The 25273-nt window shown below is 29.8% G+C and carries 24 protein-coding genes; 4 read left to right on the top strand and 20 right to left on the bottom strand.

Annotated elements, in window-relative coordinates; genetic code table 11:
• Positions 1 to 25 precede the first annotated feature (25 nt).
• From clpX to serA, 11 genes are all read right to left on the bottom strand, one after another.
• On the bottom strand, positions 26 to 1255 hold the full coding sequence (clpX, locus tag QU666_RS06365) for an ATP-dependent Clp protease ATP-binding subunit ClpX (RefSeq protein ID WP_021769173.1): 1230 nt from the start codon (positions 1253 to 1255) through the stop codon (positions 26 to 28).
• A gap of 356 nt (positions 1256 to 1611) precedes the next feature.
• Entirely contained in the window at positions 1612 to 2187 is a 576-nt protein-coding gene (clpP, locus tag QU666_RS06360) for an ATP-dependent Clp endopeptidase proteolytic subunit ClpP (RefSeq protein ID WP_036070820.1), read from the bottom strand.
• 190 nt (positions 2188 to 2377) lie between these two features.
• Positions 2378 to 3664, bottom strand: a complete 1287-nt coding sequence (tig, locus tag QU666_RS06355; protein ID WP_021769171.1) for a trigger factor — start codon at positions 3662 to 3664, stop codon at positions 2378 to 2380.
• Between the two features lie 56 nt (positions 3665 to 3720).
• Positions 3721 to 5418 carry a single-stranded-DNA-specific exonuclease RecJ gene (gene recJ, locus QU666_RS06350; RefSeq protein ID WP_036070816.1) on the bottom strand — a complete coding sequence of 566 codons (1698 nt, stop codon included), beginning with the start codon at positions 5416 to 5418 and terminating at the stop codon, positions 3721 to 3723.
• Positions 5419 to 5494: 76 nt separating this feature from the next.
• Positions 5495 to 5863 carry a 30S ribosome-binding factor RbfA gene (gene rbfA / locus QU666_RS06345; RefSeq protein WP_021769169.1) on the bottom strand — a complete coding sequence of 123 codons (369 nt, stop codon included), beginning with the start codon at positions 5861 to 5863 and terminating at the stop codon, positions 5495 to 5497.
• A 19-nt stretch (positions 5864 to 5882) separates the two neighbouring features.
• Positions 5883 to 8948 carry a translation initiation factor IF-2 gene (gene infB, locus QU666_RS06340; RefSeq protein ID WP_304984783.1) on the bottom strand — a complete coding sequence of 1022 codons (3066 nt, stop codon included), beginning with the start codon at positions 8946 to 8948 and terminating at the stop codon, positions 5883 to 5885.
• Positions 8945 to 9514: a DUF448 domain-containing protein gene (locus QU666_RS06335; protein WP_021769166.1), complete on the bottom strand. Its 570-nt coding sequence runs from the start codon at positions 9512 to 9514 to the stop codon at positions 8945 to 8947. Before QU666_RS06335 ends, infB begins: the two co-directional genes overlap by 4 nt.
• A gap of 66 nt (positions 9515 to 9580) precedes the next feature.
• Positions 9581 to 10738, bottom strand: coding sequence for a transcription termination factor NusA (gene nusA, locus QU666_RS06330; RefSeq protein WP_036070812.1), 1158 nt, complete (start codon positions 10736 to 10738; stop codon positions 9581 to 9583).
• Positions 10738 to 11226: a ribosome maturation factor RimP gene (rimP, locus tag QU666_RS06325; RefSeq protein ID WP_021769165.1), complete on the bottom strand. Its 489-nt coding sequence runs from the start codon at positions 11224 to 11226 to the stop codon at positions 10738 to 10740. Before rimP ends, nusA begins: the two co-directional genes overlap by 1 nt.
• Positions 11227 to 11749: 523 nt before the next feature.
• The gene (gene thrB / locus QU666_RS06320) at positions 11750 to 12658 is read right to left on the bottom strand and encodes a homoserine kinase (protein WP_021769163.1); all 909 of its coding nucleotides are present in this window, start codon (positions 12656 to 12658) and stop codon (positions 11750 to 11752) included.
• A gap of 115 nt (positions 12659 to 12773) precedes the next feature.
• A complete protein-coding gene (serA, locus tag QU666_RS06315) occupies positions 12774 to 14366 on the bottom strand; it encodes a phosphoglycerate dehydrogenase (RefSeq protein WP_021769162.1) in 1593 nt (530 codons plus the stop codon).
• 258 nt (positions 14367 to 14624) lie between these two features.
• Between serA and QU666_RS06310 the strand changes: the two genes are divergently transcribed.
• From QU666_RS06310 to QU666_RS06295, 4 genes are all read left to right on the top strand, one after another.
• Positions 14625 to 14981 (top strand): Fur family transcriptional regulator, encoded by a 357-nt coding sequence (locus QU666_RS06310; RefSeq protein ID WP_021769161.1) that lies wholly within the window; start codon positions 14625 to 14627, stop codon positions 14979 to 14981.
• Between the two features lie 142 nt (positions 14982 to 15123).
• Positions 15124 to 16059, top strand: a complete 936-nt coding sequence (locus tag QU666_RS06305; protein ID WP_036070806.1) for a metal ABC transporter substrate-binding protein — start codon at positions 15124 to 15126, stop codon at positions 16057 to 16059.
• A 21-nt stretch (positions 16060 to 16080) separates the two neighbouring features.
• Positions 16081 to 16809 carry a metal ABC transporter ATP-binding protein gene (locus QU666_RS06300; protein WP_021769159.1) on the top strand — a complete coding sequence of 243 codons (729 nt, stop codon included), beginning with the start codon at positions 16081 to 16083 and terminating at the stop codon, positions 16807 to 16809.
• A 42-nt stretch (positions 16810 to 16851) separates the two neighbouring features.
• On the top strand, positions 16852 to 17694 hold the full coding sequence (locus QU666_RS06295; protein WP_021769158.1) for a metal ABC transporter permease: 843 nt from the start codon (positions 16852 to 16854) through the stop codon (positions 17692 to 17694).
• 88 nt (positions 17695 to 17782) lie between these two features.
• Here QU666_RS06295 and QU666_RS06290 read toward each other — a convergent pair whose 3' ends face one another.
• From QU666_RS06290 to QU666_RS06250, 9 genes are all read right to left on the bottom strand, one after another.
• The gene (locus tag QU666_RS06290; RefSeq protein ID WP_304984782.1) at positions 17783 to 19690 is read right to left on the bottom strand and encodes an AAA family ATPase; all 1908 of its coding nucleotides are present in this window, start codon (positions 19688 to 19690) and stop codon (positions 17783 to 17785) included.
• 12 nt (positions 19691 to 19702) lie between these two features.
• Entirely contained in the window at positions 19703 to 20740 is a 1038-nt protein-coding gene (locus tag QU666_RS06285; RefSeq protein WP_021770169.1) for a hypothetical protein, read from the bottom strand.
• A gap of 144 nt (positions 20741 to 20884) precedes the next feature.
• Complete coding sequence (locus tag QU666_RS06280; RefSeq protein ID WP_021770170.1) at positions 20885 to 21616, bottom strand: YaaA family protein; 732 nt, start codon at positions 21614 to 21616, stop codon at positions 20885 to 20887.
• Positions 21617 to 21619: 3 nt separating this feature from the next.
• Positions 21620 to 22624: a class 1b ribonucleoside-diphosphate reductase subunit beta gene (gene nrdF, locus QU666_RS06275; RefSeq protein WP_021770171.1), complete on the bottom strand. Its 1005-nt coding sequence runs from the start codon at positions 22622 to 22624 to the stop codon at positions 21620 to 21622.
• Between the two features lie 77 nt (positions 22625 to 22701).
• On the bottom strand, positions 22702 to 22998 hold the full coding sequence (locus QU666_RS06270) for a type II toxin-antitoxin system YafQ family toxin (RefSeq protein WP_021770172.1): 297 nt from the start codon (positions 22996 to 22998) through the stop codon (positions 22702 to 22704).
• A complete protein-coding gene (locus QU666_RS06265) occupies positions 22988 to 23278 on the bottom strand; it encodes a type II toxin-antitoxin system RelB/DinJ family antitoxin (RefSeq protein WP_021770173.1) in 291 nt (96 codons plus the stop codon). The genes QU666_RS06270 and QU666_RS06265 overlap by 11 nt, the downstream gene beginning before the upstream one ends.
• Before the next feature lie 73 nt (positions 23279 to 23351).
• On the bottom strand, positions 23352 to 24296 hold the full coding sequence (locus tag QU666_RS06260) for an Abi family protein (protein ID WP_304984781.1): 945 nt from the start codon (positions 24294 to 24296) through the stop codon (positions 23352 to 23354).
• Positions 24297 to 24506: 210 nt separating this feature from the next.
• The gene (locus tag QU666_RS06255; protein WP_304984780.1) at positions 24507 to 24656 is read right to left on the bottom strand and encodes a hypothetical protein; all 150 of its coding nucleotides are present in this window, start codon (positions 24654 to 24656) and stop codon (positions 24507 to 24509) included.
• Positions 24657 to 24690: 34 nt separating this feature from the next.
• Complete coding sequence (locus QU666_RS06250; protein WP_021768208.1) at positions 24691 to 25218, bottom strand: Fic family protein; 528 nt, start codon at positions 25216 to 25218, stop codon at positions 24691 to 24693.
• Between the last annotated feature and the right edge of the window lie 55 nt (positions 25219 to 25273).

Below are 25273 nucleotides of genomic sequence, written 5' to 3'. Positions count from 1 at the left end.
TTTCCCCTTTCATACTTTGTTTTAATTATTCAACAATTACCTTCTCTTTATCTGTAACTGCTTCTTTAGTAATTATTACTTTCTTAACATTGTTTTTTGATGGAATTTCGTACATCAAATCAGTCATAACACTTTCAATAATTGAACGAAGCCCCCTCGCTCCAATTTTTCGTTTAAGTGCCAGCTGTGCAATTTCTGTAATCGCATCCTTCTCAAATTCTAAATCGACATTTTCCATCTCAAAATATTTTTTATATTGCTTAACAAGTGAATTTTTAGGCTCTGTCAATATCTTAATCATGGCTTCTTCATCAAGTCCATGAAGTGCTGTGATTACTGGTAACCGCCCAATTAATTCAGGAATCAGACCAAATTTTATTAAATCTTCAGGCAATACATTTTCAAACAATGTCAAATCATCCAGTTTTGTATTATTTGTTTCCAGTCCGAATCCAACTCTTTTTTCATTAACTCTATCCTTAACCTTCGCTTCCAAGCCTTCAAATGCTCCACCAACGATAAATAGAATATCCTTTGTATTAATTTCAATCATTTCTTGATTTGGATGCTTTCTTCCACCTTGTGGAGGCACGCTCGCAACAGTCCCTTCAATAATCTTAAGTAACGCCTGCTGAACTCCTTCTCCAGAAACATCCCTTGTAATTGACATATTTTCCGATTTTCTAGCGATTTTATCAATTTCATCAATATAAATTATTCCATGCTCTGCTGCTTCAATATCGTAATCAGCCGCTTTTATCAGTTTTAAAAGTACATTTTCGACATCATCCCCAACATATCCAGCTTCCGTCAATGTCGTTGCATCTGCAATCGCCAAAGGCACATTCAATGTTTTCGCCAGTGTCTGTGCAAGCAAGGTTTTTCCACTTCCAGTAGGCCCTACTAGCAGTACATTTGATTTTTGAAGCTCCACATCATTATCTACATTTTTCTGTTTGTGCATTATTCTCTTAAAATGATTATAAACCGCCACAGACAACACCTTTTTAGGCTGTTCCTGTCCGATAATATATTCATCAAGTTTTGCCTTTATTTCTTTCGGCTTTAACAGCGTGATTTCCCTGTTATGCTCATTTTCGTCATATTCCCTAAAACTATCTAGCAATTCCGCACTGTCTTCTATACATTCATTACAGATAAACACATCATCCTCTTCAGGACTCTGTATTAACCGTTCCACTTCATGCTCTTCCCTGCCACAGAATGAACAGTAATTTTTTTTCTTATTTGCCAATATTTTTCACCTCATTTTTTCTTTAAAATTTATACTTTTACCTATATTTAATAAAAAAATCTATTATTTCGTTATAACAAGCAAAATTTCGTTAAAAGAAAAAGAACTGTTTGAGCTTTTGTAAAAATTTTTAAATCATATACATTCATTTATAGCAAATTCAAAAGCGAGTTTTCTTTTTCTTTTATAAGAAAGTTTTGCATAAAGCGGGTATGCAAGGGTATGGCGTCTGATACCCTTGCTTAAAATGAACTAGAAATAATACATAAAAATTATTATTAATTAAGTAAATTAAAACACTTATAATTAAAATCATTTTTAGTAAATTATTCACCCATAGTTCTTTTTGCAAATAATTACAATATCTTATCAATTAATCCGTAATTTACAGCTTCTTCTGGTGACATAAAGTTGTCTCTTTCAGTATCTGCATAGATTTCTTCTACTGATTTTCCAGTTGCTTCTGATAAAATTTTGCTTGTAATTTCCTTCATTCTTTCAATTTCTTTTGCCTGAATCTGAATGTCTGTTGCTTGACCTCTTGCTCCGCCTAGTGGCTGGTGAATCATGATTCTTGAGTTTGGCAACGAGTACCTTTTACCTTTTGTTCCAGCCGCTAATAACACTGCTCCCATGCTTGCCGCCTGTCCTACACATACTGTAGAAACATCGCTTTTAATGTGACGCATTGTGTCATAAATTGCAAGCCCGGCAGTAATTACTCCTCCTGGACTGTTTATATACATAACTATATCTTTTTCATTATCCTGTGCATCTAAAAATAATAATTGAGCGACAATTGCATTTGCCATTCCATCCTCAACTTCTCCACTTACAAAAATTATTCTATCCTTTAAAAGTCTTGAATAAATATCATAGCTTCTTTCCCCACGCCCATCATTTTCAATAACTACTGGACTATATGCTGACATATTATTTCCTCCTATTTCTGTCAATTTTCTTTCATTTTTTATTTTTCTCATTATTACAAAATTACAGTAAAATTGTTTTAAAATTTTGCAGTTTAAATATAGAGAAAAAGAATTCCGCAATAAACTATTTTATCACAAAATTCTTCTAAAATCAAAATATTCTTTTTATTTAACAATTTTCTCAAAATTACTATTTAACTTTTGCTTCTTTTACTAACAAATCAATTGTTTTTTGATTTACTAATCTATAGTTTGTTTCATCAATGAATCTTTCGTAGTTTCCGTTTTTTCTTACATCAGCGATTAATGCATCTTTTTCAAGTCCATACATTGCAGCTAATGTTTCGATTTCTTTTGATACTTCTTCATCAGTTGCTTTAATTCCTTCAGCTTTTGCGATTTCAGCTAGTACTAATTCTGTTTTTACTGCTTTTTCAGCATTTTCTTTTGAACTTTCTCTCATTGCTTCCATTGTTTGCCCTGTCATTTGGAAGTATTGGTTAAGATTAATTCCTTGCATTTGCAATTGTTGTGCAAATCTGTTGATTTGATAGTCAATTTCTCTTTGAACTAATGCTTCTGGAACTTCAACTTCTGTTCCGCTTACTACAGCGTCTATAACTTTGTTCTTAAATCCATTTTCTGCTCTTGCTTCTTCTCTTTTTGTAATATTTTCTCTAGTTTTAGCTATCATATCTTCAACAGAATCAAATCCTAATTCTTTTGCTAAATCATCATTTAATTCAGCTTCTTCTTTTCTCTTAATGGAATTTACTTTTACTTTGAATAAAGCTGGTTTTCCTTTTAGGCTTTCAGCGTGATATTCTTCAGGGAATGTAACATTTACGTCAAATTCATCACCTTTTTTATGTCCTACGATTTGATCTTCGAAAGTGTCAATAAAGCTGTGAGAACCTAATGTCAAGTCGTATCCTTCAGCTTTTCCTCCATCAAATGCTTTACCATCTATAAATCCTTCAAAGTTGATATTTACAACGTCATCATTTTTAGCTTCTTCATTTTCTGCAACTTCTTTTAGTTTTGCAGCGTTTTCTCTTAATCTTTCGATTTCTTCATTTACTTTTTCATCAGTAATTTCTACTTTTTCCTTTTCTACTTCCACACCTTTATATTGTCCCAATTCGAATGCAGGCAATACAGGTATTGTAAATACTACTTCAACTTTGTCATCATTAAGCTCATATTTTTCAAGTTTAATATCAGCAATTGGTTTTAATTCATTTTCTGCAACTGCTTTTCTGTATTCATCAGAAATAATATGGTTTAATATTTCTCCTTCAATTTCTTTCTTGAATTTTTCTTCAATCACTTTTGCAGGTACGTGTCCTGGACGGAATCCGTCGACTTTTGCATCTTTAAAATGTACTAAAACATGTTCTTTTAAATGTTTTAATTCTTCTCCTTCTCTAACTGCTGATACTTCATAAGTAGATTCATTTAATTTTTTTACTGCCATTTTTTTAATTCCTCCTAAAATTTTTTGTTATATATAATTTTTTTATTAATTTATTTTTATTTAAAATCTTTTATTTTCAATTCGATAAATAAATCCGAATGCCCAGACTTAAATATCGGAGTATAAACTATTTTAAATTTTTTCTTATAAAAATTATTTGTTTTCAATTTATGTCCTAAATTATACCCAATTACTGAAATAATACGGTTATTTTTTCTAATAAATCCCTTAAAGTGCCGATTATTTATCCCAAATTTTGTCAAATTAAGAAAACTTACATCTGAATCCATAAAATTTGGCTCCTGATTATCCAGCCCAAAAGGAGACAGCCTGTTTATTTCGTGCAGTTTTCTTTTGTTTAAATATTCAATATTCAACCATGCGTCAACATACAAAGTTTTTTGTACATTTTCCCTGTTTTTTCTTGCAAGTTTTTGACGCAAATGTTTTTCAATTTCGCCTAAATACTTTTCCGAAACAAGAAATCCAGCTGCCAAGTCATGCCCTCCAAATCGCTCCAGTTTGTCTGACACACTTTTTAAAATATCAAAAATATTTATTCCTTCGATACTTCTGCATGATGCCTTTCCATATCCATTTTTTATTGAAATCAAAATTACTGGTATGTTGTATTTGATGGAAATTCTTGAGCAAACTACCCCAATTACCCCAGAATGCCATTTTCTGCTTTTCATAAAAATATATTTTGGACGTTCCAGACGCTGTATTTTTTCTTCCAGTTCATTATAAATCTCATTTTCCAAATAACGCCTGATTTTATTCGCACGTTTCATTTCTTCAATTATTGAGAAAAGTTTAAAGTCATCTTCCTGAATAAAGAAATTTACAACACTTTTTGAATTATCAATTCTTCCAAGTGCATTAAAAATCGGTGCAATGAAAAATCCAATATCGCTAGTTGTTATATTTCTAGGATTTATCTTCAAATAATTGATAATATACTTCAAACCTTTTATTTTGGTTTTTTTTAAATTATTTAGTCCTTTTTTTATGATAAACCTGTTTTCATCGGTCATTGGCACAACATCTGCAACTGTTCCAATCATTATAATATCCATATAATCATACAATATTTTTTTATTTGCACAGTATCTTTCATAAATAGCATCCGCAAGTTTAAAGGCAACTCCAGAGCCTGACAGTGACTTATTTGGATAAGTACTGCTGGTCTTTGGATTTATTGTAAGAATATCCAATTCTTTTTCCTGCTCCCTATCCTCCAGAATTCCAATTTGTCTATGATGATCTGTTATAATTATGTCAATACCGCTACTTTTTAACATCAATATTTCTTCACGGTTATTTATTGAAATATCAACTGTTATAAACAATTTTGCGTCCCGTTTTTTCAAAAAATTCAAAAGATTTTTATTTATACCTATTCCCTCATGAACTCGATTTGGAATGTAATAATCAACATTAAGCCCCAATTTTCGTAGCATGATTACCAGATACGCCACTCCAGAGATTCCATCAACATCGTAATCTCCGTAAATTACAATTTTTTCCTTATTTCTTCCAGCTTTTTTTATTCTTTCTACAACTTTTTCCATATTTTCAAATAAAAACGGATTATGGATGTCCTTCTTATCTGAATTTAAGAATTTAGAGACCTTTTCCTTCGTATTAATTTCCCGATTTAAAAGCAGCCTTGAAATTAACTTGCTTTCACCAAATTCAGAACTTTTTGATGTCAAATAATCTTCATTATAGCTTTTTAATTCCCATTTCATTACAAGATTAATCGCTTCCTTTTTTCTATAGTTGCAGGACTGCCTCATGCTTTTTTAAAGCAGCCTGGTATTTCTGTTACTCGATATTGTCATTTTCCTTTTTTATTTCATTCAGTATCGAAGCAATTTTTACTCCGTATTCAACGCTGTCATCCAGATGAATTCTCACTTCTGGAACAAATCTTATCGACAGCTGTGAACCAATTTTTTTCCTAAAAAAACCTTTTAATTTATTCAAATCTTCAGCGATTTTTTCTTTATTTATATTGTCTTTCAAATCCAGTATTGAAAAAGTTAAATCAAGATACCGTCCATCTTTTGTCAGTTCAACCTTATGAATTGATACAAGATTTTTTATTTTGTCATTTTTTATCTCCGTTAAAAGTGTCATTCCAATAATTCTTGATATTTCCTTTTCCAACCCTCTTTTTCTTCTGTCATTCATACAATCACCTATCTATTTGTTATCTTGGGATTTCTTCCATAATATACGATTCGATAATATCTCCAGCCTTAATATCATTAAAGTCTTGAATACCAATTCCACATTCTTGTCCCATTACAACTTCCTTAACATCGTCTTTAAATCGTTTCAATGAACCTAATTCTCCGTTAAAAATAATAATTCCATCACGAATTACACGGATTTTCGAGTCTTTTGTAACTTTTCCATCAACAACGATAGCTCCAGCGATATTTCCAACATTTGATACTTTAAACACTTGCTTAACTTCAATTCTTCCATAGTAAACTTCCTTATATTCTGGATCAAGCATTCCTTTCATTGCTTTTTCAATTTCCTCAGTTGCGTGGTAAATTACGTTGTAGTTTCTGATTTCTACTCCAATTTTTTCGGCAATGATTCTGGCTGGTGTAGTTGGACGCACATTAAATGCGATTATAATTGCATTTGAGGCTTCTGCAAGTTTTACGTCCCCTTCTGTTACAGCTCCTGCACTTCCTTGAATTATATTAATTACAACTTTTTCAGTATTAAGTTTTTCAAGTGATTCCCTTAATGCTTCAACAGATCCTTTTGAATCGGCTCTTATAATACATTTCAATTCTTTTAATTCTTGTTCTTCTAATTCTTGAGACAAACTTTCTAGTGAAATATGTTTCTTCTTATTCTGCTCGTTTACTTTTTTCTCTCTAATAAAGTCTTCTACAATTTTTTTAGCCTGCTTATCGCTTTCTACACCGTATAAAACATCACCTGCATTTGGCACAACATTAAATCCTGTAATTTCTACCGGCTGTGAAACAATGGCTTTATTTATTTTTTTACCTCTGTCGTCAAGCATTGAACGGACTCTACCATGAGATTCCCCTGCTACGAACACATCTCCAATTTTAAGCGTTCCTTCTTGTACAAGCACATCGGCAACTGCTCCCATTTTTGGATCCAGTCTTGATTCCACTACAACGGCTTTAGGTCGTTTATTGGGATTGGCCTTTAATTCTTCAAGTTCCGCTGTAATTAATATTGTTTCAAGAAGTTCTTCCAAATTAATTTTCTGTTTTGCAGAAATTTCAACAAATTCAGTAGTTCCTCCCCATTCAGGTGACATCAGTCCATATTCAGTCAATTCAGTTCTAACCTTCATAGGATCTGCACCTGGCTTATCAATTTTATTAATTGCAACGATTATTGGAACTCCTGCTTCCTTAGCATGAGAAATTGCCTCCACAGTTTGAGGTTTTACTCCATCATCAGCCGCTACAATCAGAATCGAAATATCAGTAATATTGGCACCTCTTGCCCTCATTTCAGTAAACGCCTCATGTCCTGGAGTATCAATAAATGTAATTCTTTGACCTTTCCAGTTTACTTGATAAGCTCCTATTTTTTGCGTGATTCCTCCAGCTTCATCACCCATTACATTTGTATGTCTAAGTGCATCTAGCAGTGATGTTTTACCGTGATCAACGTGTCCCATTATCGTAATAACTGGAGCTCTTGTTACAAGTTCTTCAGCTGTATCTTCCTGTTCAAGCTGATATTTCTCACCGTAACTAATTTCCTCTACTACTTCTTTTTCTACAATTACTTCATATTCAAGTGCCACTTCTTCAGCTTCCTCAAATGATAAAATAGCATTCGCAGTAAGAAGTTTTCCTTCCATAAAGAATTTTTTGATTATATCAGAAACATTGATTCCTAGTTTTTCAGCTAAATCTTTAATAACAATTTCTTCTCCAATTGTTATCATTCCTATGCTCTCTCCTTCGATTCTGACAATTTCATCCTTGACAACTTTTTCCTGTTTCTTATTTTTCTTTTTCTTTTTGTCATCTTTTCTAAAGTCTGAACGAAGTTCCTTTTCTTGATTTTCTCTGTCTCTTTTATTTTTTTCATATTTTTTCTTGTCGAATTTTCCTTTTCCTTTTCCACCAGCTTTTCCTTTTTCAGCCACTGTCGCTGCTGGAATTTCAGAAGCTGGCTCCTTTTTAGCGTTAGAAAAATTTCGGTTATCTCTTCTAAAGTCATCTCTATCTTTATTGAATCCACCTCTATCAGAAAATCCTCTATTATCCTGTCTATCTCTAAAGTTTCTTCCTGTGCTTTGATTATCTCTATCTCTATTTTGGAAACCTCTGTTGTCACGATTATCTCTTGTTTGATTATTTCCGTCTTTATTAAAGTTACGATTGTCTCTTCTGAAGTTATCTCTTCCTTCTTTTCTAAATCCGTCTTTATTTCTGTCTTCTCTATTTCGATTATCTCTGTTTTGGAAAGTTCTTCCGCTGTTTTCCCTATTTTCTCTATTATCTCTATTTTGAAAACCTCTGTTGTCACGGTTATCTCTTGTTTGATTATTTCCGTCTTTATTAAAGTTACGATTGTCTCTTCTGAAGTTATCTCTTCCTTCTTTTCTAAATCCGTCTTTATTTCTGTCTTCTCTATTTCGATTGTCTCTGTTTTGGAAAGTTCTTCCACTATTTTCTCTGTTTTCTCTATTTTGAAAATTTTGCTTTTCTTTATTTAATTCATTCGCTTTATTATTTTGGCTACTCAAATTAACTTTCATCTCCATTTTCTTATTATTTTCTTTTTTATCAAACTTATTTGATTTTTCAAATTTTTGATTTTTATTATTATCTAAATTTTTTGTAGTATTCAGATTATTTTTATCATTGTTGTCATCTGATTTTTTTTCTACATTTAGTTTAATATCTTTTTCCAATGGCTGTTTTGATTTTTCGTAATTTTTATTAATGTTTTTAGATTCACTAATCTTATTGTGTTCAGCATTGCTGTTTTTTTGACTGTCTGAATGGTTAATTACTGTTTTTGCAATATTTTCTTTTGTACTCTCTGTTTTAATTTCACTTTTATTCAGATTTTCAGTTTTACTGTTATTTTGATTATTTTGGATACCTTTTTGAAGTTTTTTCCTTATTAGGCTTACTTCTTCATCACTTAGTACATTCATATGATGTTTTTTGTCTACCCCAAATTTTCTAATTTCCTCCATAAATTTAGTTGCCGTAAAACCATTTTCTTTTGCTAATTCATGCACTTTCATCCATTCATCACCTCCACTTTGCTTAATATTCCTTTGATTACTTTTTTGTCAAAAATACCGACAACATTCACATCTCTTGAAAAAAGCTCTATTAATTCGATTTTCTTTTCAACAAATACAATTTTAAAATTAAATTTTTCAGTTAATTTTTTAAACTCCTCAATGTATTTTGTCCTTATATCTTTTGGAATAATAACAAGCTTTACTTTTTCACGCTTTATTCCGTTAATTGCTTCCTCAACTCCAAAGACAAAATATTCAGAATTTTTCATCGGCTTTAAAATATCAATTATATTTTTCTTTTGTTTTTTTACTTCCTCAAGCATTCGTACAAGCTGTTCTATTTCAACATTATATTTCTTGTGCTTTGACAGCCTTTCAATACATTCATTCGTTTTACAGACATAAAATCCTCTTGCCTGCACCTTCATTTCCTTATCGTAAACATATTTTCCGTCTTGCTCAATTATCCTGAAAAAATCTATCTTTTTACCTTTTTTCCTGCAGCAAATACACATTCTTTCAGGTTTGTTATTTTCTTTCTTTTCTTTTATTAATGTATCCAAACTCTCTAATCATCTCCTTGTTTGATACTTTTTCAATACTTATCTTTTATAATTTTTTTACAAATTTCAGTCTTCCTCGTGAAGTCCAGCAAATGCACTTTCCTCAACTTCATCTTCAAATGAATCATTAAAAGCCGTATCTTCTTCGTACTCTTCAAATTCATCAATTTCAGCAGGCTCTGTATGAATGTCAATTTTCACTCCGCACAGTCTTGCTGCAAGCCTTGAATTTTGACCTTTTTTACCGATTGCAAGCGATAATTGATTTTCTGCTACAAGCACTCTTGCAACTTTCATATTTTCTTCGCCTTCCTCAATGATTTCCACTGACAGAACTTCTGCAGGATTCAAGGCATTTTTTACAAATTCCGTTATATCCTCATTCCAAAGAACAATGTCGATTTTTTCTCCGCAAAGTTCATCAATGATATTTTGAATTCTCATTCCATTACGTCCAATACATGCACCTTTAACGTCCAGATTTTCATCATTTGAGTAAACAGCGACTTTAGAACGGCTTCCTGCTTCCCTTGCAATGTTTCTGATTTCAATAATTTCCTCATAAATTTCAGGAACTTCTAATTCAAGCAATCCTCGAAGTAATTCCTCAGATTTTCTTGAAACAAAAGTTTTTGTAAATTTTGTAGACTCTTCCACAGCGCCGATATAAATTTTAATTCTATCTCCTTGTCTGAATATGTCTACTGGCGATAATTCTTTTGCTGGCACAATTGCTTCAAGACCATTTATATCCACATACAAATTTCCTTTTTCATCAGTTTTTCTAACATTTGCAGAAACAATTGAATTTTCAATTTCTTTAAATTTGTTAAAGATATTCCTTTTTTCACATTCTCTGACTTTTTGTACAACAATCTGCTTTGCATTCTGAATTGCATTTCTTTTAAAACTTTCCGCATTAATTTCCAAATCCAGAATATCTCCCAACTTAGCACGCTTTTTAACAGAAATTGCATCTTGCAGACTAATTTCCTCTTCTGGATTTTCTACATTTTCTACAATCAGCCTTTGTGAATAAACCTTCACATCTCCGCTGTTTCTATTAATCGTTACTTTTACATTGTCCTTTTCACCATAATTTTTTTTATACGCCGCAAGCAATGCAGTTTCTATTGTTTCCAGTAATTCTTCCTTTAAAATTCCCTTTTCTTTTTCAAGTTCATCAAGTGCTTCCAAAAATATTTTTTGATCTCGCCCTTTCATCATTCCTCCTCACTATTTAATATGCCATTCGGTAATTCATATATTAAATTTGCTTTCTTTAATTTAGAAAGTGGTATTTCCACTATTTTTTCCAATTTATCATCCAAAAGAAAAACCGTATCATTCTCAAATTTTTCCAATTTTCCTATAAATTTCTTCGCCCCTTCAATATTGCTCTTAGCCTGGACGTTAATTCTCTCTCCCGAAAATCTCACAAAATCCTTAGGCTTTCTCAATCTACGCTCAACCCCAGGTGTCGAAACCTCCAGAAAAAACTTCTCCTCAATCAAGTCATCCGCAATACCGTCAATCTCACGGCTAAAATCAATACAATCATCAAGTGTAGTAGTTCCATCCAGTTTCTCCACATATACTCTCAAATAATTATATCCCCCATCCCTCACATATTCCAAATCTGCCAATTCCAGATTCATTCCCTTTAAATGCGGTTCGATTTTCTTCTCAAACTCATCTAAAATCTGTTCCATAAAATTACACCTCATATCTAAAACTAAAGAGTGGGCTAACCCACTCTCTACCTAAAATTATTTTCTACAACTATAATAACATATTTTCGCTTTTTTTTCAACCCCCTATTTTATTTCCAAACAAAAAAACAACCTTATAAAAAAGTTGTTATTTTTTAAACCTTGTTTTAATGGATAACTTACTTTAATCCGTACTTTTGAGAAAACCATTTATTAATAAGTATTACAGAATTTTTTTCAGACATTAAAATCACATTTTTTGACTTGATTTTTATCATTTTTTGCTGTTTTTTGGACATTTTCCGTAACTCCTAATTTGCATTTTTATTGGCTTTGAATAGGTTTTTCTCTGCTTTTTTAATTTTTAGTAGTGGTAGGAATTTTTACCACAAACTTATCGTACCACATTTTTTTGATTTTTCAAAATTTTTTTAAAAAATTATTATTAAAATTTATTTCTCTAAATAAAAAAACCTCTCCCCCTTTTTTGACTAACTAACTTAAATTAACTTCCCTTTTTAAATTAATAAACCTCCGCACCTTTCAAATTAATCTTCTTTTTCTCAATAGTCCAGTTATCCGACAATTCTGCAAGTTCTTTTTTCATATTTTCCAAAAATTCATCATTGTCGTAATTCAAGGAAATCAATGTAGGACCTGCACCGCTTATATATTCTCCCAATGCACCGTGTTTTTTAGACGCTTCAAAGATTTTTTCTGAATCGTTTATTAATGCGAATCTGTAAGGCTGATGAATTTTATCGCCTAAAAGGAAACGCAAATTGTCGTATTTTCCTTTGTTAAAGGCATCTACAAGCAATCCTAACTTTGAAATGTTGTTTATTGCGTCAGAAACTAAGTAGGTTTTGGGCAATACACTTCTTGCTTTTTCTGTCGATAATTTAAAATCTGGTATCATTACGTAAAAACATAAATCATCAGAATTTATCAATGAACTGTGGACAAGGTTTTCCTTATCATGTGCAGTAAGCACCATTCCTCCGAAAATTGCAGGCACTACATTATCAGGATGTCCTTCCATTTCCACAGCCAATTTTGCCACCTCATTAATATCCAGCACATCACCAGCAAATTTATTTGCAATCATAATCCCAGCAACAATAGCAGATGAACTGCTTCCAAGCCCACGTGAAATTGGAATATCATTTTTCACAATATTCACTTTATAACTAGGAATATTTTTTACCAAATGTTTTTCCGTATATTTTATCGCTTCAAAAATCAAATTCTCTTCAATCGGAATCGAAAATGGCTCTCCATTTTCCAAAAATTCTATTTTATCGCTTTCCTCCACTTCCAGTTCCAGAAAGTAATCCAACGCAACTCCCAGACAATCATATCCCACACCAATATTAGCCGATGTCCCCGGCACTTTTACTTTAAATTTTAAACCCATATCTATTCCTTTCATTTTATCATCATAATTTCTACAAGAAGAAACATGTCGCAAGACTTAATCTAAAAATACAGCAAAATACCAACAAAAAATATACCAATTTATAATTTTTATTTTCTTTCACAAAATGCTATATTGTCAAATCCAAGTAATGAGCCCATTTTATCTGACTCAGTCCTCTAAGTTCCTTCAAGGATCTTCTTCCAACTTCACTGTCAACTGTAAGCAGCATAATTGCACTGTTTTCACGTCTACCTACGTTCATTGTAGCAATATTTATATTTTCTTTTCCAAGTGTTGCCCCCACAGCTCCGATAACTCCTGGCACATCTTCATTTCCTAAGTAAATCATATTGTCAGAAATTGCCATATCCACATCGTGATTTTTTATGCTAATAATTCTTTCCTCGTTGTTCATTCCAATTGTTCCGACAACATATATCTTCTTGCCTTCTTCATTTGTTATTACAAATTCTATTGCTGAAGAATAATTTTTATATTTATGTTCCTTTTTATTTATTGAAATATTAATCCCTCTTTTTTCAGCAAGCGGCTTTGAGTTAATATAATTAACTTCCTCTTTTAAAACTGGCTCTAGAATCCCTTTTATCGCTGTCGAATCTACAAGTGCGGTTTCCTGCTCGGCAATTTCTCCGTAATAATTAAGCACAACATTTGTAATTGGAGTTTTTTCAATTTGAAAATAAATTTTTCCTAATTTTTCAGCCAGATTTATAAATGGTTTTACAATTAAAAATTCCTCTCTTCCAATCGCAGGCAGATTCACAGCCGTTTCAACTATTTCCCCACGAAGTCCATTTAATACCTGTTTTACAACCTGAGTCCCTACATTTCGCTGTGCTTCATAAGTTGTCGCTCCAATATGTGGCGTTGTAATTGCATTTTCAAATTCATAAAGAATGCATTCAGAACGCGGCTCAACCGTGTGAACATCATATCCAAAACTTGCAATTTTTCCGCTTCTTAATCCTTCAGCCACAGCCTCCTCGTTAAATAATCCTCCACGTGCCGCATTTACAAGTCTTACACCATCTTTTAACTTGTGAATATTTTCAGCGTTTATCATATCTACTGTTTCTTTAGTCTTAGGCGTATGAATAGTTATCACATCTGATTTTTCCAGCAGTTCATCCAATGTTTTAGCCTTTTCACAGCCATATCTCTTAAAACGCTCATCTGAAATATACGGATCATAAGCAACAAGTTTCATTCCAAACGCTTTCATTCTCGTAGCAACCAGTCCACCAATTCTTCCAAGTCCGATAATCCCCAATGTTTTTTCAAACATTTCGCTTCCTACAAATATCTCTCTTTCCCATTTTCCACTTTTTATAAAATTATTTGCCGCAATAATATTTCTCGCAGAGGCAAGCATTAGCCCAATCGCAATTTCACAAGCCGAAACCGTATTGCTGTCAGGAGTATTCGCTACAATTACCCCATGTGCAGTTGCCTCAGGAATATTAATATTATCTGTACCGTTTCCCGCACGTCCGACTATTTTCAGATTTTTTGCCTTATCCAGCAGTTCCTTATCTACTTTTATAACACTTCTCACAATAAGAGCGTCATATTCGCCAATTATATCCAAAATTTCCTCACGTGAAATCCCAACTTTCACATCAACTTTCACATCCCTAGCTTCCTGCAGTCCCGCAATCGCCTCATCATCAATATATTCCCCAACTAATACTTTATACATCTATTTTTCCTCCTCAAATCTAAACAACACATTTATTTAATTAATATATTACCATAATTTCCAGTACAATTCAACAACATCACTTCTTTACGTCAAAATAAATTAATTTTAAAACATTTTGATTCTATTTCAATAAAAAAATATTGTTATAAATTTATTTGACAAAATATATTTTTTTATATATAATAAATTATATTTTGCGAATGATTTGCAAATTTGTGAAATAAAAAACGTTTTTTATTATTAGGAGATGTTATTATGAAATTAACTAAGAAAAGACAACAAATACTTAATCTTATACAGTCTTCAGACACTCCAATAAATGCCAAGTTTTTAAAATCAAAAGTGGATTTTGACTTATCGACAATTTATCGGGCTTTGGAATTTTTAGAGAAAAATAATTATATTTTTTCGTTTGACTTTGAAAATGAAAAATATTACTTTAAGGAAGAAAATGCCAATTTTTTTATTTGTGATTCTTGTAAGCATATTGAAACTGTGCCAGAATTTTCAAATGAAGAAACAGAAAAGGAAAAAAGCGAATTAAAAAAACGAGGCTTTTCACTATTGTCGCATCTTTCGATTTTTAAAGGAAAATGCAACGATTGTGATTAAATCTATTATTTATACTAGACTCTGTTTAGGAAATGAAATTATATTTCAATTATTTAAAAATATTAAGCTTTTATCTTTTTCTAGAAAAGTTTTTAATAAATTCATTATTTTATTACAAAAAATACATATAGGAGGAATTAAAATGAAAAAATTATTATCATTATTTTTATTATCAGCTCTGTTTATTTTTTCTTGTGGAAATAAATCAGAAACTAAAAAAGAGCAAGGAACTACTGCAGGAGCAAAGGAAAAAATTGTAACAAGCGTACCGCCTTTAAGATGGCTTACTCAAAAAATTGCAGGAGATGATTTTGAAGTTATTTCAATTGTGCAGCCAAATATGAATCATGAACTATTTGAGCCAAAACCTTCAGATTTGAAAATTCTGGAAAATTCAAAAGTATTTTTCACTTACAATATGTTGGGATTTGAAGAAACTATTTCTAACAGCCTAAGCGATAAAAATAAAATTGTTAATGTTTTGGATGGTGTTGATAAAAATTTATTTATCAAAGGAGATCATGATCACGAACATGAGCATGAACATGCAGATAAAAAGGAAGAAGAACACGAACATCATCACGAGCATGAAGGACACGGTGGAATTGATCCGCATGTTTGGTTCTCACTTGACATGATGCCTAAAGTTGCTGAAAATATAAAAAATGAATTGTCAAAACTTTACCCAGACAAAAAAGAAACTTTTGAAAAAAATTACAATGTTTTCATTACAGAACTTAATCAGGTAAAAGCAGAACTTTCACAAAAAATGGCTTCAAAAACTAAAAAATCATTTATGATTTATCACCCTGCATTAAACTATTTCCTAAAAAACTATGCCATTGAAGAAATTTCAATCGAACAGGAAGGAAAAGAGCCATCAGCACAGCAAATAAAAGAAATTATCGATGAAGCAAAAGAACACAATGTAACTACAATCTTAGTTCAGCCTCAATTTCCAAAACAAAGTGCCGAAGCTATTTCAAAAGAAATTCCTAACTCAAAAGTCGCTGAATTTAATGTTGACAAGGAAAATGTGTTTGAAAATCTAAAACAGTTTGTAGATTATTTAAATTAAAAATTTTTATTCAAAAAAAGAATGAGAAGAAAACGAAAGGATAAAAATTTGATGGCTAACGGACAGAATAAAAAACTTGTGAGCGTGCAAAATCTTAATTTTAAATACAACAATGATTATATTTTGAACGATATAAACTTAGATATTTTCAAAGGAAAAAATGTTGCAATTCTGGGAAGAAATGGTGGCGGAAAATCGACTTTGGTAAAAGTTATGCTGGGATTTTTGAGAAAAAATTCTGGCAGTATTGAATTTTTTACAAGTGAAAACAAAATTGGGTATTTACCACAAATAAGGGAGTTTGACACTTCCTTTCCCATTAACATTTTTGACTTGGTAATATCGGGATTGACTAATAAAAATAATCTTTTCAGAAGATTTAACAATGAAGAAAAAAAACGTGCTGAAATACTCTTGAAAGAATTTGATATTTTTCATTTAAAAAATAAATTAATAAACGAAGTATCTGGTGGACAGCTTCAAAGGGCATTAATTGCACGTGCCTTAATTTCTTCGCCAGAACTTATTTTTCTTGATGAGCCAGAATCATTTCTGGATAAGGAATTTGAATTCAAACTTTTTGAAAAAATAAAGGAACTGTCAGATTCGACAATCGTTGTAATTTCTCACGAACTGGAAAAAATTTACGACTACATCGACTCCATTTTTGTTGTGGAAGGCAATATTCGAGTTTATGAGAAAAAGGAAGATTACGTGTGCAGCAATCCTTACTTACATTCACACAAATAAAATTTACAAAATTAAAGATAAACTATTAAAGATTGGGGAATTATGGAATTTATAAAAATTTTTGAATATGCCTTTATGAGAAACGCCCTTATTGTAGGGCTTCTTTCAAGTATATGCTGTGGAATAATAGGAACTTATATTGTAAATAAAAAAATGGTCTTTATTTCATCAAGTATCAGCCATGCCTCTTACGGCGGTATCGGAATAGGAATCTACCTAATTTATTTCTTTAACTTGCCAATAAAAGATCCATTATTTTTTGGACTGATTTTCTCAATACTGTCAGGTGTGCTAATTTTGGTTTTAAAAGACACTCTGCACGTTGACGGTGATTTGGGAATAGGTATCGTTATGTCAATGGGAATGGCTATCGGAATTATTTTTGCCTTCCTGACACCAGGCTATCAATCCGATATGTCAACTTATTTATTCGGAAATATCCTTTTATCCAACACCCTAAACATAATTTTACTGTTAATACTGGACATAATCACAATCACATTTTTCATCATCTTCTACAAAAGCATCGTCTACACCAGCTTTGATGAAAACTTCTACAAAATCCACAGTGTCCCAGTAACCTTCATAAACTACTTTATGATAATCCTAATATCCTCCGTCATAATAATAAACATAAAGACAATAGGAATCATCCTAATAATCTCAATCCTGACAATCCCACAGGCAATCGCAGCCTCACTCGCAAGAAAATACTCAGCAATCATAATTCTATCCATAATTTTCTCATTCATCGGAATACTGTCAGGACTATATTTTTCTTACACGCTAAATATTCCGTCAGGCCCTTCAATTATTGTATTGCTTACGATTTTATTGGCGTTAGTTAAGGTTGGGGGATTTGTGAAAGGGAAATTTTTGAATTAACAAATTTTAATTATAAAACACCTTCCTTTTAGAGTAATTTTTAAAGTTACTGTTACAATGGAAGGTGTAATTTTATTATAATTTATTCTTAAGAATTCTTGTTATTCTCTTTATTTCCTAATTTCTCTAGTTTTGCTTGATATTCTTCTATCTTTTTTCTATAATATTCTTCATCTTTATTTTCAAACTTTGATTCAATCATTGATTTTAACTTATTAGAAATTAACTTTTCTCCAATTTCATCTATTATAAAATCAACCTCATGTTTTATATCCGAATACTTTTCAGCTTTTTCTATTTTATCTACCACTCCTTTAATCTTTTCAGTAGCAAATTTCCCAAAAGTCGATTCTAAAAACATAGTATTCTTAAACAAATCAATAATATTAGCCCCAAAAGTTTTCAAATCATTATGTATTTTGGCTTCAATTTTTCCATTCTCTTTTTCTAAATAAATACAATCTTTTGCCAAAACATCTGCTATTAAAAAAGGACTGTGTGTTGCAAAAATCAATTTAAACTTTTTATCTTTATACCTTCCTAATTCTTCTATTAATTCATATAAAAATCTTCTGCTCCATTCAGGATGTAGATAAGTTTCTACTTCATCAAATAAAAGAGTTACGTATTTCTTATTTTTAAATTCACCATTCAAAATACTGTAAAGTGTAGAAAAATAACCTAATTTTATCTTTTCTCCATCACTTAGTCCTTCTTCTTCTATTTTTATAAATTCTACTTCTTTAAATAATGAATTTCCAAAATCAATTAAATATCTTTTCTTTTCTTCTATTTTTGGAATATGAAAATCATCATATTCTTTTAACAACTCTAAAACTTCTTTATTTTCCTCTTTACAACTAATCTTAAATTTTCTAATAATTTCATCATTATTTTCAATATCCATTTCATTTGCTGATTCAATTTTTGATACAATATTATCTATAAGGTCTGCAACCTTCTCAATAATTCCATATTTTTCTTTATTAAATTTAATTATATTGTTTATTGAGTTTTCATATTCTTCCAATAATATTTCAAATTTTCTATAAACTGAAGATTCATTATTTAATAACTTTAATAATTCTTTTTTTCTTTCTTTTAATTCTTTCTTTGTTTTACTATTTTCCCTTAAATTTCTCCATATAATTTCTGAATAAATAAAATTAAAATAGTTGCTCAAAATAGTATTTTTCAGATTATTTTTATTTATATCATATAATCTAATAAAATCATCAATCCTTTCATTAGAGTTCACGTCTATTATTTTTTCTTTTATTTCTGTAATTTTTTCTGCTTCATACAAATTAGGAATTTGTAATGTCAAATACGAATTTTCAAAATTTTCTCCTTTATTTGCATTAACTAGATAATTATATATTTTTCCTTTACTTCCGTTTTCTAATCCAATATTTAGTTTATAAATACTTGTTCTTGTTTCTCCTCTGTTTTCTTGTTCAAATTTAGCTTCCCTCATTACAGCATTCATCGTTTTTTCTTTAAACGAAAATTTTAACACTCCTGTATTTTCAATATAATTTCCATTATCTTGCGATTCATATATCTCCTCTTCAATTCTAATTTCTTCTATTTCTTTTCTTTTTGTAAATTTTTTTGCAATATATTGTTCTTCAAAAATAAAATTTTTATCATCTTTACTAGATTTATATAGAATCATATAATTAATTTCTATTTCTAACTTATCAAAATAACTTTTTCTTTTTTTCTTCTCAAAATAATTCATATTCAGTATTTCTAAAATACTTGTCTTCCCACTTCCATTTTTCCCAATCAACAAATTAACACTATCTATATTTCCCTTTGTTTTATAAATAGAATAAAAATTTTCTATATCATTATTTGTAGATTCAAATTTTTTATTAATTGATAACGTGTCTTTCTCTCTATTATACTTAATTTCATAATTATTATCAAAAGTAATTTCAAAATCTTTCAATCCTTTATATTCTTTTACATACATATATATTGGAAACATTTCATGCTCTCCTTAAATTTTTATATTAAATTCCTCTAAAATATCTTTAGTTAATTTTGCCAAAGGCTCTCCATTTTCTATTCTTTTTCTATACGGCTCTTTCACAATATCTTTAAAATATTCTTCAAGCTGTTTTTTCTTATCAACATTACTTTCAAACATTTCTACACAATTTTCCAAATAATTTTCTGGATATTTTTCAATATTATATAGTAAATTTTGAATATACTGATTATGCGATTTTTTATATACTCTATCCAATCCCAAATTTTCAATACTATTCTTTACTTTTTCTCCGTCTTCTTTATTTTTAAGATTTTCATAGTCAATTTTTACATAAAAATCTGAATATCTTTCTCCTAAAGTTTCGCTTATAACTTCTTTTGAAGTCCTAAATTTCACTCCTAATTCATCAAAGCCTTCCTCATACAAATAAACAGAATCACGTGTATCTTTATTCCCTTTAAATCTGCTATTGCAAATTTGGCAACTAGGAATAAAATTATATAAAGACAAAGCTAAAAACGGATAAAGTGATTTTGGATAAAAATGGTCCAAATCTGCTGTTGTTTTTTCATCGTTATTTTCTTCATAACTACTAATATAATTTCTTTGGCAATATGGACATATTTCTATTCCTATTAAAGACAATAATTTATGTCTATTCCAATTTTTATTGCCAGTTTGTAATTTTTTATAACAAAAAAGTTGATTTGGCAAATATTCTTCAGATATATTTAATTTTTCAAAACGTATTTCCAAAATACTTTTACTTTTTTTATTCTTTTTCTTCATTATTTTAATTATCTTGTCAATTTCTTTATTTTCATAATCTAAAAATAATTCTTTTTGTATAATAAAATCTTTTCCTTTATCTATTATTTTTTTTAATAATTCTAAATATTTTTTCATTGAATAACTTTTACTTTTTTGAGATTCAATAAATTCATAAGCATTTCTAATATTAGGCAAAATATTATCGCTGTACCATTCAGAATGTTCTTCTTTTATTTTCTCCCACTTTCTCTCATCTACATCTATTTTTATCATCTTTTCTCCATTTACGAAATTTAAAAATCTACAATTTTATAACTTCTAATTTTTCTTAATCCAGTATACTATATTTCATCAACAATTTCTATTACTATTCACAAAAAAAAGAGGAAAATAAAAATTCCCTCTTTCTAAAATCTATTATTTCTTCACATAAACAAATTTTCTCTCATCCGACATATCCTCATCAAAAACATACCCATTTAAAGTAATATTTCTCAATTTTTTCACATCACTAATCTTATTTTTCACAATATAATTTAAAGTAAAGCCTCTCATTTTCTTCGAGTTTGTACTCACTTGCTTTAATTTCCCATTTGAGTCTTCCCAAAACTCAAAATCAATCAATTTATCAGGGTTTATAAGTTTAGAATATTCCTTTGAGGCAAGATTTAAAATAATGTCTTCGTGTTCAAAATATTCATTCACGCTAGTTTTCCAAACCTCATAAAGCGATTTACTTTCAAAAATTGAATTTGTCATATCAAGACGATACTCCTTCACATTTGTATAAGGGGTCAAAACCCCATACAAAGCAGATAAAATAACTAAATGCGACTCCAAATATTCAAAATCACTTTTATCAAACGTTTCAATCTTTATAGCCTTATACGCAACACCAGTATAACTTGCCAAAGCATTTCCACTTTTCTCATTTTCATAATTTTGATAAAATCCTAATAAATTTTGTGCTTTTTCATTTTTTAATTTAAACTTTTTCTCAATTTCCTCTACAGAAAAGTTTTTTATTTTTTCAATAATTTCCTTTGTTATTTCTAGATAAAAAGGCTCTTTTTCAGTCAAAGAGCCACTATCTTTTATTGGCAAATTGTTAATTTTTTTAGTTTTGCTTGGTGATATTATAATTTTCATAGATTAAATCTCCAAATCTAATTCATCATTATTAAACTTAAAATCATCATCATGCAAATGAACCACTTCCAGTGCTTTTTCATAATTCGTAGATTTTTTTGAGAAGAAATCATGCTGTGTTGTTTCCACATTTAAACCATTTAACACAATCGGATTTACATTCTTCACTTCAAATTCTTCTTCAAATCCTAGATTCATCAAGGCTTTGTTTGCATTGTAACGAATGTATTCCTTCACATCGCCTGTAAGCCCTAAATCACCATAAATTTCATCAGTATATCTTGTTTCATTTTCATATAAATCGTACATCAATTTTTTCAGTTCAGCTCTCATATCAGCTTTTTCCTCTTCGCTGAAAGAATTGTATAATTCTTGGAATAATAATCCAACAAAAACTCCGTGAATTGACTCATCAGCTATGATTTTCTTGATTATATCACAACTTGCAACCATTTCTCCCTGTCCTGCAAGCCAAAGCGGTAAAAAGAATCCGCTGTAAAATAAATATGTTTCCAAATAAACCGAAGCTGCCAGAGCCATCGCAATATCTCTTTTTGAAGCCTCAGGATTGTTCATTTTCTGATAATATGTATCAATTTTATTGGCTTTATACTGCAAGTGCGGATTTTCCTGAACCCATCTGAATGTTTCATTAATCTCCCTTGTAGACGCAACCGTTGTAAATATTGTCGAATAAGACTTTGCATGAATCGTTTCCATCATACACATATATGAAAGCACCGAACGATTTTGTAGCGACTCAATATGATCAATAATTTTCGGCATCCCCGTATGGCTCTGCAACGTATCCAATAACGTTAACCCTCCCAGTACGTGTAAATACGCTAACTTCATCGCAGGCTCAAGCGAATTCCAGCTATCAATATCCTTAGACGGAATATACTCCGTATCAATCCAAAACTGCTTCAAATTCTGCTCCCAAAACATCTCCACATAATCATTTTCTGGTGTGTTCCAGTTTACTGCTTCGTATATTTTTTTCTCCATTTTTTGTTTTCCTTTCTTGATAAAATTGTTTTATCAATTTATGTTATCTCAATCAACTCCCACATTTTATATAAAATTTAGAATAGTTCACTATGACTACCTGATGCTAATAAAATCAATATTAATTTATCTTCAACTATCTCGTAGATTAATAACCAATCTGGAGTTATATGACATTCTCTTGCCCCGTCATAATTATTGACTAATTTATGATCCTTATTTTTAGGAGGAAGTTTTTCTCCTTTTGCTAATATTGAGATTATACTTTCTAATAATTTTAAATCTTTTTTCTGTTTTTTTAGATTTTTTAAATGTTTTTTAAATTTCCCAGTAAGAATAATAGAATATTTATACTCTTCTTTTTTACCCTTCATAATCTTCTCCCAAGACATCTTTAAACATTTCTTCTGGACTACTGTACGATTTATAATTTGAAGGATTTTTCTTAATTTGTTTGGCTTCTTCAAATGCTTGAGCCAATTCTGAATTTTCAGGTAAAGAATTTATATAAAATGGTATGCCTTTTTCTCTTATAGCTTGTTTCAAAAATATATTAATTGCTGTACTAAGGCTTAATCCTAAATCTTTAAATAATTTCTGTGCTTCTTTTTTAGTTTCCTCATCTATCTTTATACTTGTATTAACTGTTGCCATAAAATATCACTTCCTTTTATATATTATACATACAAAGTATATCTTTTGTCAATCAATTAGTTTATCATAATGTCTATTTATGCCAATCTTTTGGAAAATCCATTTTATATAAAATATCATTTATATCTATAATATCTTTTAGTTTAAATTCAAGTAAATTTAATAATTCTCGTAACTTTTTTGTTAGACTTTCATATTCTTCTTTTGATAAAAATAATTTAAGTCCTTCATATATCGTAAATAATTTTTGTTTCTTATTATTTGTTATACCTATAATATTATTTATATTTACAATATTTTTTGATGAAAAATCATACATTCTTTCATTATGTGCTGCTATGTTTCTAAATAATGAACTTGCACGTAAAAAAGTTTTTATAAAATTATTATTTAATTTAGGTAAATTTGTGTACTCATTTTTATACAAATTTCTAAAATGGCTTATTATTTTATTTTGTACTCTATTTTCCAAAATCAAATAAAATCTGCTCATTTCTCCAAATGTAAAAAAATTAATCACTATCCAAAATGGTATGTTATCTTTTGTTGTACTATAATGCTTTATTATACTATTGCTTTTGTTATTCCTTAAAAAATTTAATTTTTTTACTAAATGTGAAATAAGATGTATATTTTCATTTCTAATTCCAACATAACAATTATTAAGTTCCAAATAACTTTCTTTATTTATATAACATTCTGAATAATAATATGCAATTGCTGTTTTAAAAGCTCTTTCCAATTGTGTCAAAACATCAAAAAACAACATTCTCAAACTTTTATCAAAATCATACAATGCTTTCAAATGATTAAAATGAACTCCCGATTTATAAATATCATTTCCATTTAAATCTTTCCCTTTTAAAAAAGGTTCTTTATAAAAATTTATGATGGAATAATAATTATACCTCATTAAATAATAAATTGTTTCATCATCAGTTTTTACACGTAGTTTATCTCCGTTTTCTCCATTTAAAATCTCAACTTGTTCCTTAAAAGTTTTAAATGGCTTATCCATTCCCTTTCCCCTTTTTATATCAAAAATGCAAAAAAGCCCTATCAAAATTGAAAGAGCTTTTTCTACAGTCTACAACAACGCACAATTAAGTGGGTTATTCTTGTAGTACGATCACTAAAATTATTATACTCTATATTTTGATATTTGTCAAATGTAAAAAACTTTCATTTTACTTCGCTTTTTCTATAAAATAACTCTGCCTTTATTTGACTATTTATCCCAATCTCTTGGAAAGTCCCTCTCTGTTTCTGGATAATTCTCAAACCTCTTTTGATAAACTTCTTTCGGATTAATTCCATTCTTTTTTAAATATTCTTCAAACTTCATTTTTGTATCTTCATCAAAATATTTGTAATACATCCAAAAAGTATTTTCAACACTCTTTTCTATAAAATCAGCAAGCAGATAGATGAATCTTTTCAAAATCAGCATGAAAACAAGCAACCTTCATTATCAAATCATAATTTTCATTACTATTAAATTCATCAATTAATTCAGTCAGCTTCTCTTCAACAAGATAGTGAGGCGTCGTTTCAAATCCAGCACCCAAAATTTCATTATTACTTTTCTTAAACTTCCCTCTATTCTCAATATCATCATTCAACACAAGAGCATGAAACTCTCTTATCAACCTCAGCGATAAAGATTCATTTGTTTTTATAACTTCCTTCAAAAAATTAAGAGCATATTCCTGCCCCTTTACTTCCTCATGTTCTTTCAAACTTTTCCCTTTCACAGTAACCCCATATTGAAGAATAATATCCGTTTCTTTCAAAGTAAGAGTGCTACCTTCAATCGCATTTGAATTATAAATAAAATTTGTTTTAAGATTATTTTCCAATTTTGTCAAAATTCCTTTATTTAAGGGTCTTTCTTTTTCTAAAAAGTTTTTAAAAATTTCAATTTTGAATATTTTAAACATTTTTTATCCCCCTCCCCATTTATTTAATACATAAATTGCAATATTAATTGCAATA

Origin of the sequence: Leptotrichia sp. HMT-225 (assembly GCF_030644325.1) — a bacterium.
GTDB lineage: Bacteria > Fusobacteriota > Fusobacteriia > Fusobacteriales > Leptotrichiaceae > Leptotrichia > Leptotrichia massiliensis.
The sequence above is the reverse complement of the archived record's forward strand: the minus strand, read 5'-3'. Positions and strand labels throughout refer to the sequence as shown.

Excerpts from the sequence above, each read along its gene's own strand:
- clpP (WP_036070820.1), bottom strand. The coding sequence starts at position 2,187 with ATGTCAGCATATAGTCCAGTAGTTATTGAAAATGATGGGCGTGGGGAA.
- tig (WP_021769171.1), bottom strand. The coding sequence starts at position 3,664 with ATGGCAGTAAAAAAATTAAATGAATCTACTTATGAAGTATCAGCAGTT.
- recJ (WP_036070816.1), bottom strand. The coding sequence starts at position 5,418 with ATGAAATGGGAATTAAAAAGCTATAATGAAGATTATTTGACATCAAAA.
- rbfA (WP_021769169.1), bottom strand. The coding sequence starts at position 5,863 with ATGAATGACAGAAGAAAAAGAGGGTTGGAAAAGGAAATATCAAGAATT.
- infB (WP_304984783.1), bottom strand. The coding sequence starts at position 8,948 with ATGAAAGTGCATGAATTAGCAAAAGAAAATGGTTTTACGGCAACTAAA.
- nusA (WP_036070812.1), bottom strand. The coding sequence starts at position 10,738 with ATGAAAGGGCGAGATCAAAAAATATTTTTGGAAGCACTTGATGAACTT.
- rimP (WP_021769165.1), bottom strand. The coding sequence starts at position 11,226 with ATGGAACAGATTTTAGATGAGTTTGAGAAGAAAATCGAACCGCATTTA.
- thrB (WP_021769163.1), bottom strand. The coding sequence starts at position 12,658 with ATGAAAGGAATAGATATGGGTTTAAAATTTAAAGTAAAAGTGCCGGGG.
- serA (WP_021769162.1), bottom strand. The coding sequence starts at position 14,366 with ATGTATAAAGTATTAGTTGGGGAATATATTGATGATGAGGCGATTGCG.
- QU666_RS06310 (WP_021769161.1), top strand. The coding sequence starts at position 14,625 with ATGAAATTAACTAAGAAAAGACAACAAATACTTAATCTTATACAGTCT.
- QU666_RS06305 (WP_036070806.1), top strand. The coding sequence starts at position 15,124 with ATGAAAAAATTATTATCATTATTTTTATTATCAGCTCTGTTTATTTTT.
- QU666_RS06300 (WP_021769159.1), top strand. The coding sequence starts at position 16,081 with ATGAGAAGAAAACGAAAGGATAAAAATTTGATGGCTAACGGACAGAAT.
- QU666_RS06295 (WP_021769158.1), top strand. The coding sequence starts at position 16,852 with ATGGAATTTATAAAAATTTTTGAATATGCCTTTATGAGAAACGCCCTT.
- QU666_RS06290 (WP_304984782.1), bottom strand. The coding sequence starts at position 19,690 with ATGTTTCCAATATATATGTATGTAAAAGAATATAAAGGATTGAAAGAT.
- QU666_RS06285 (WP_021770169.1), bottom strand. The coding sequence starts at position 20,740 with ATGATAAAAATAGATGTAGATGAGAGAAAGTGGGAGAAAATAAAAGAA.
- QU666_RS06280 (WP_021770170.1), bottom strand. The coding sequence starts at position 21,616 with ATGAAAATTATAATATCACCAAGCAAAACTAAAAAAATTAACAATTTG.
- nrdF (WP_021770171.1), bottom strand. The coding sequence starts at position 22,624 with ATGGAGAAAAAAATATACGAAGCAGTAAACTGGAACACACCAGAAAAT.
- QU666_RS06270 (WP_021770172.1), bottom strand. The coding sequence starts at position 22,998 with ATGAAGGGTAAAAAAGAAGAGTATAAATATTCTATTATTCTTACTGGG.
- QU666_RS06265 (WP_021770173.1), bottom strand. The coding sequence starts at position 23,278 with ATGGCAACAGTTAATACAAGTATAAAGATAGATGAGGAAACTAAAAAA.
- QU666_RS06260 (WP_304984781.1), bottom strand. The coding sequence starts at position 24,296 with ATGGATAAGCCATTTAAAACTTTTAAGGAACAAGTTGAGATTTTAAAT.
- QU666_RS06255 (WP_304984780.1), bottom strand. The coding sequence starts at position 24,656 with ATGTATTACAAATATTTTGATGAAGATACAAAAATGAAGTTTGAAGAA.
- QU666_RS06250 (WP_021768208.1), bottom strand. The coding sequence starts at position 25,218 with ATGTTTAAAATATTCAAAATTGAAATTTTTAAAAACTTTTTAGAAAAA.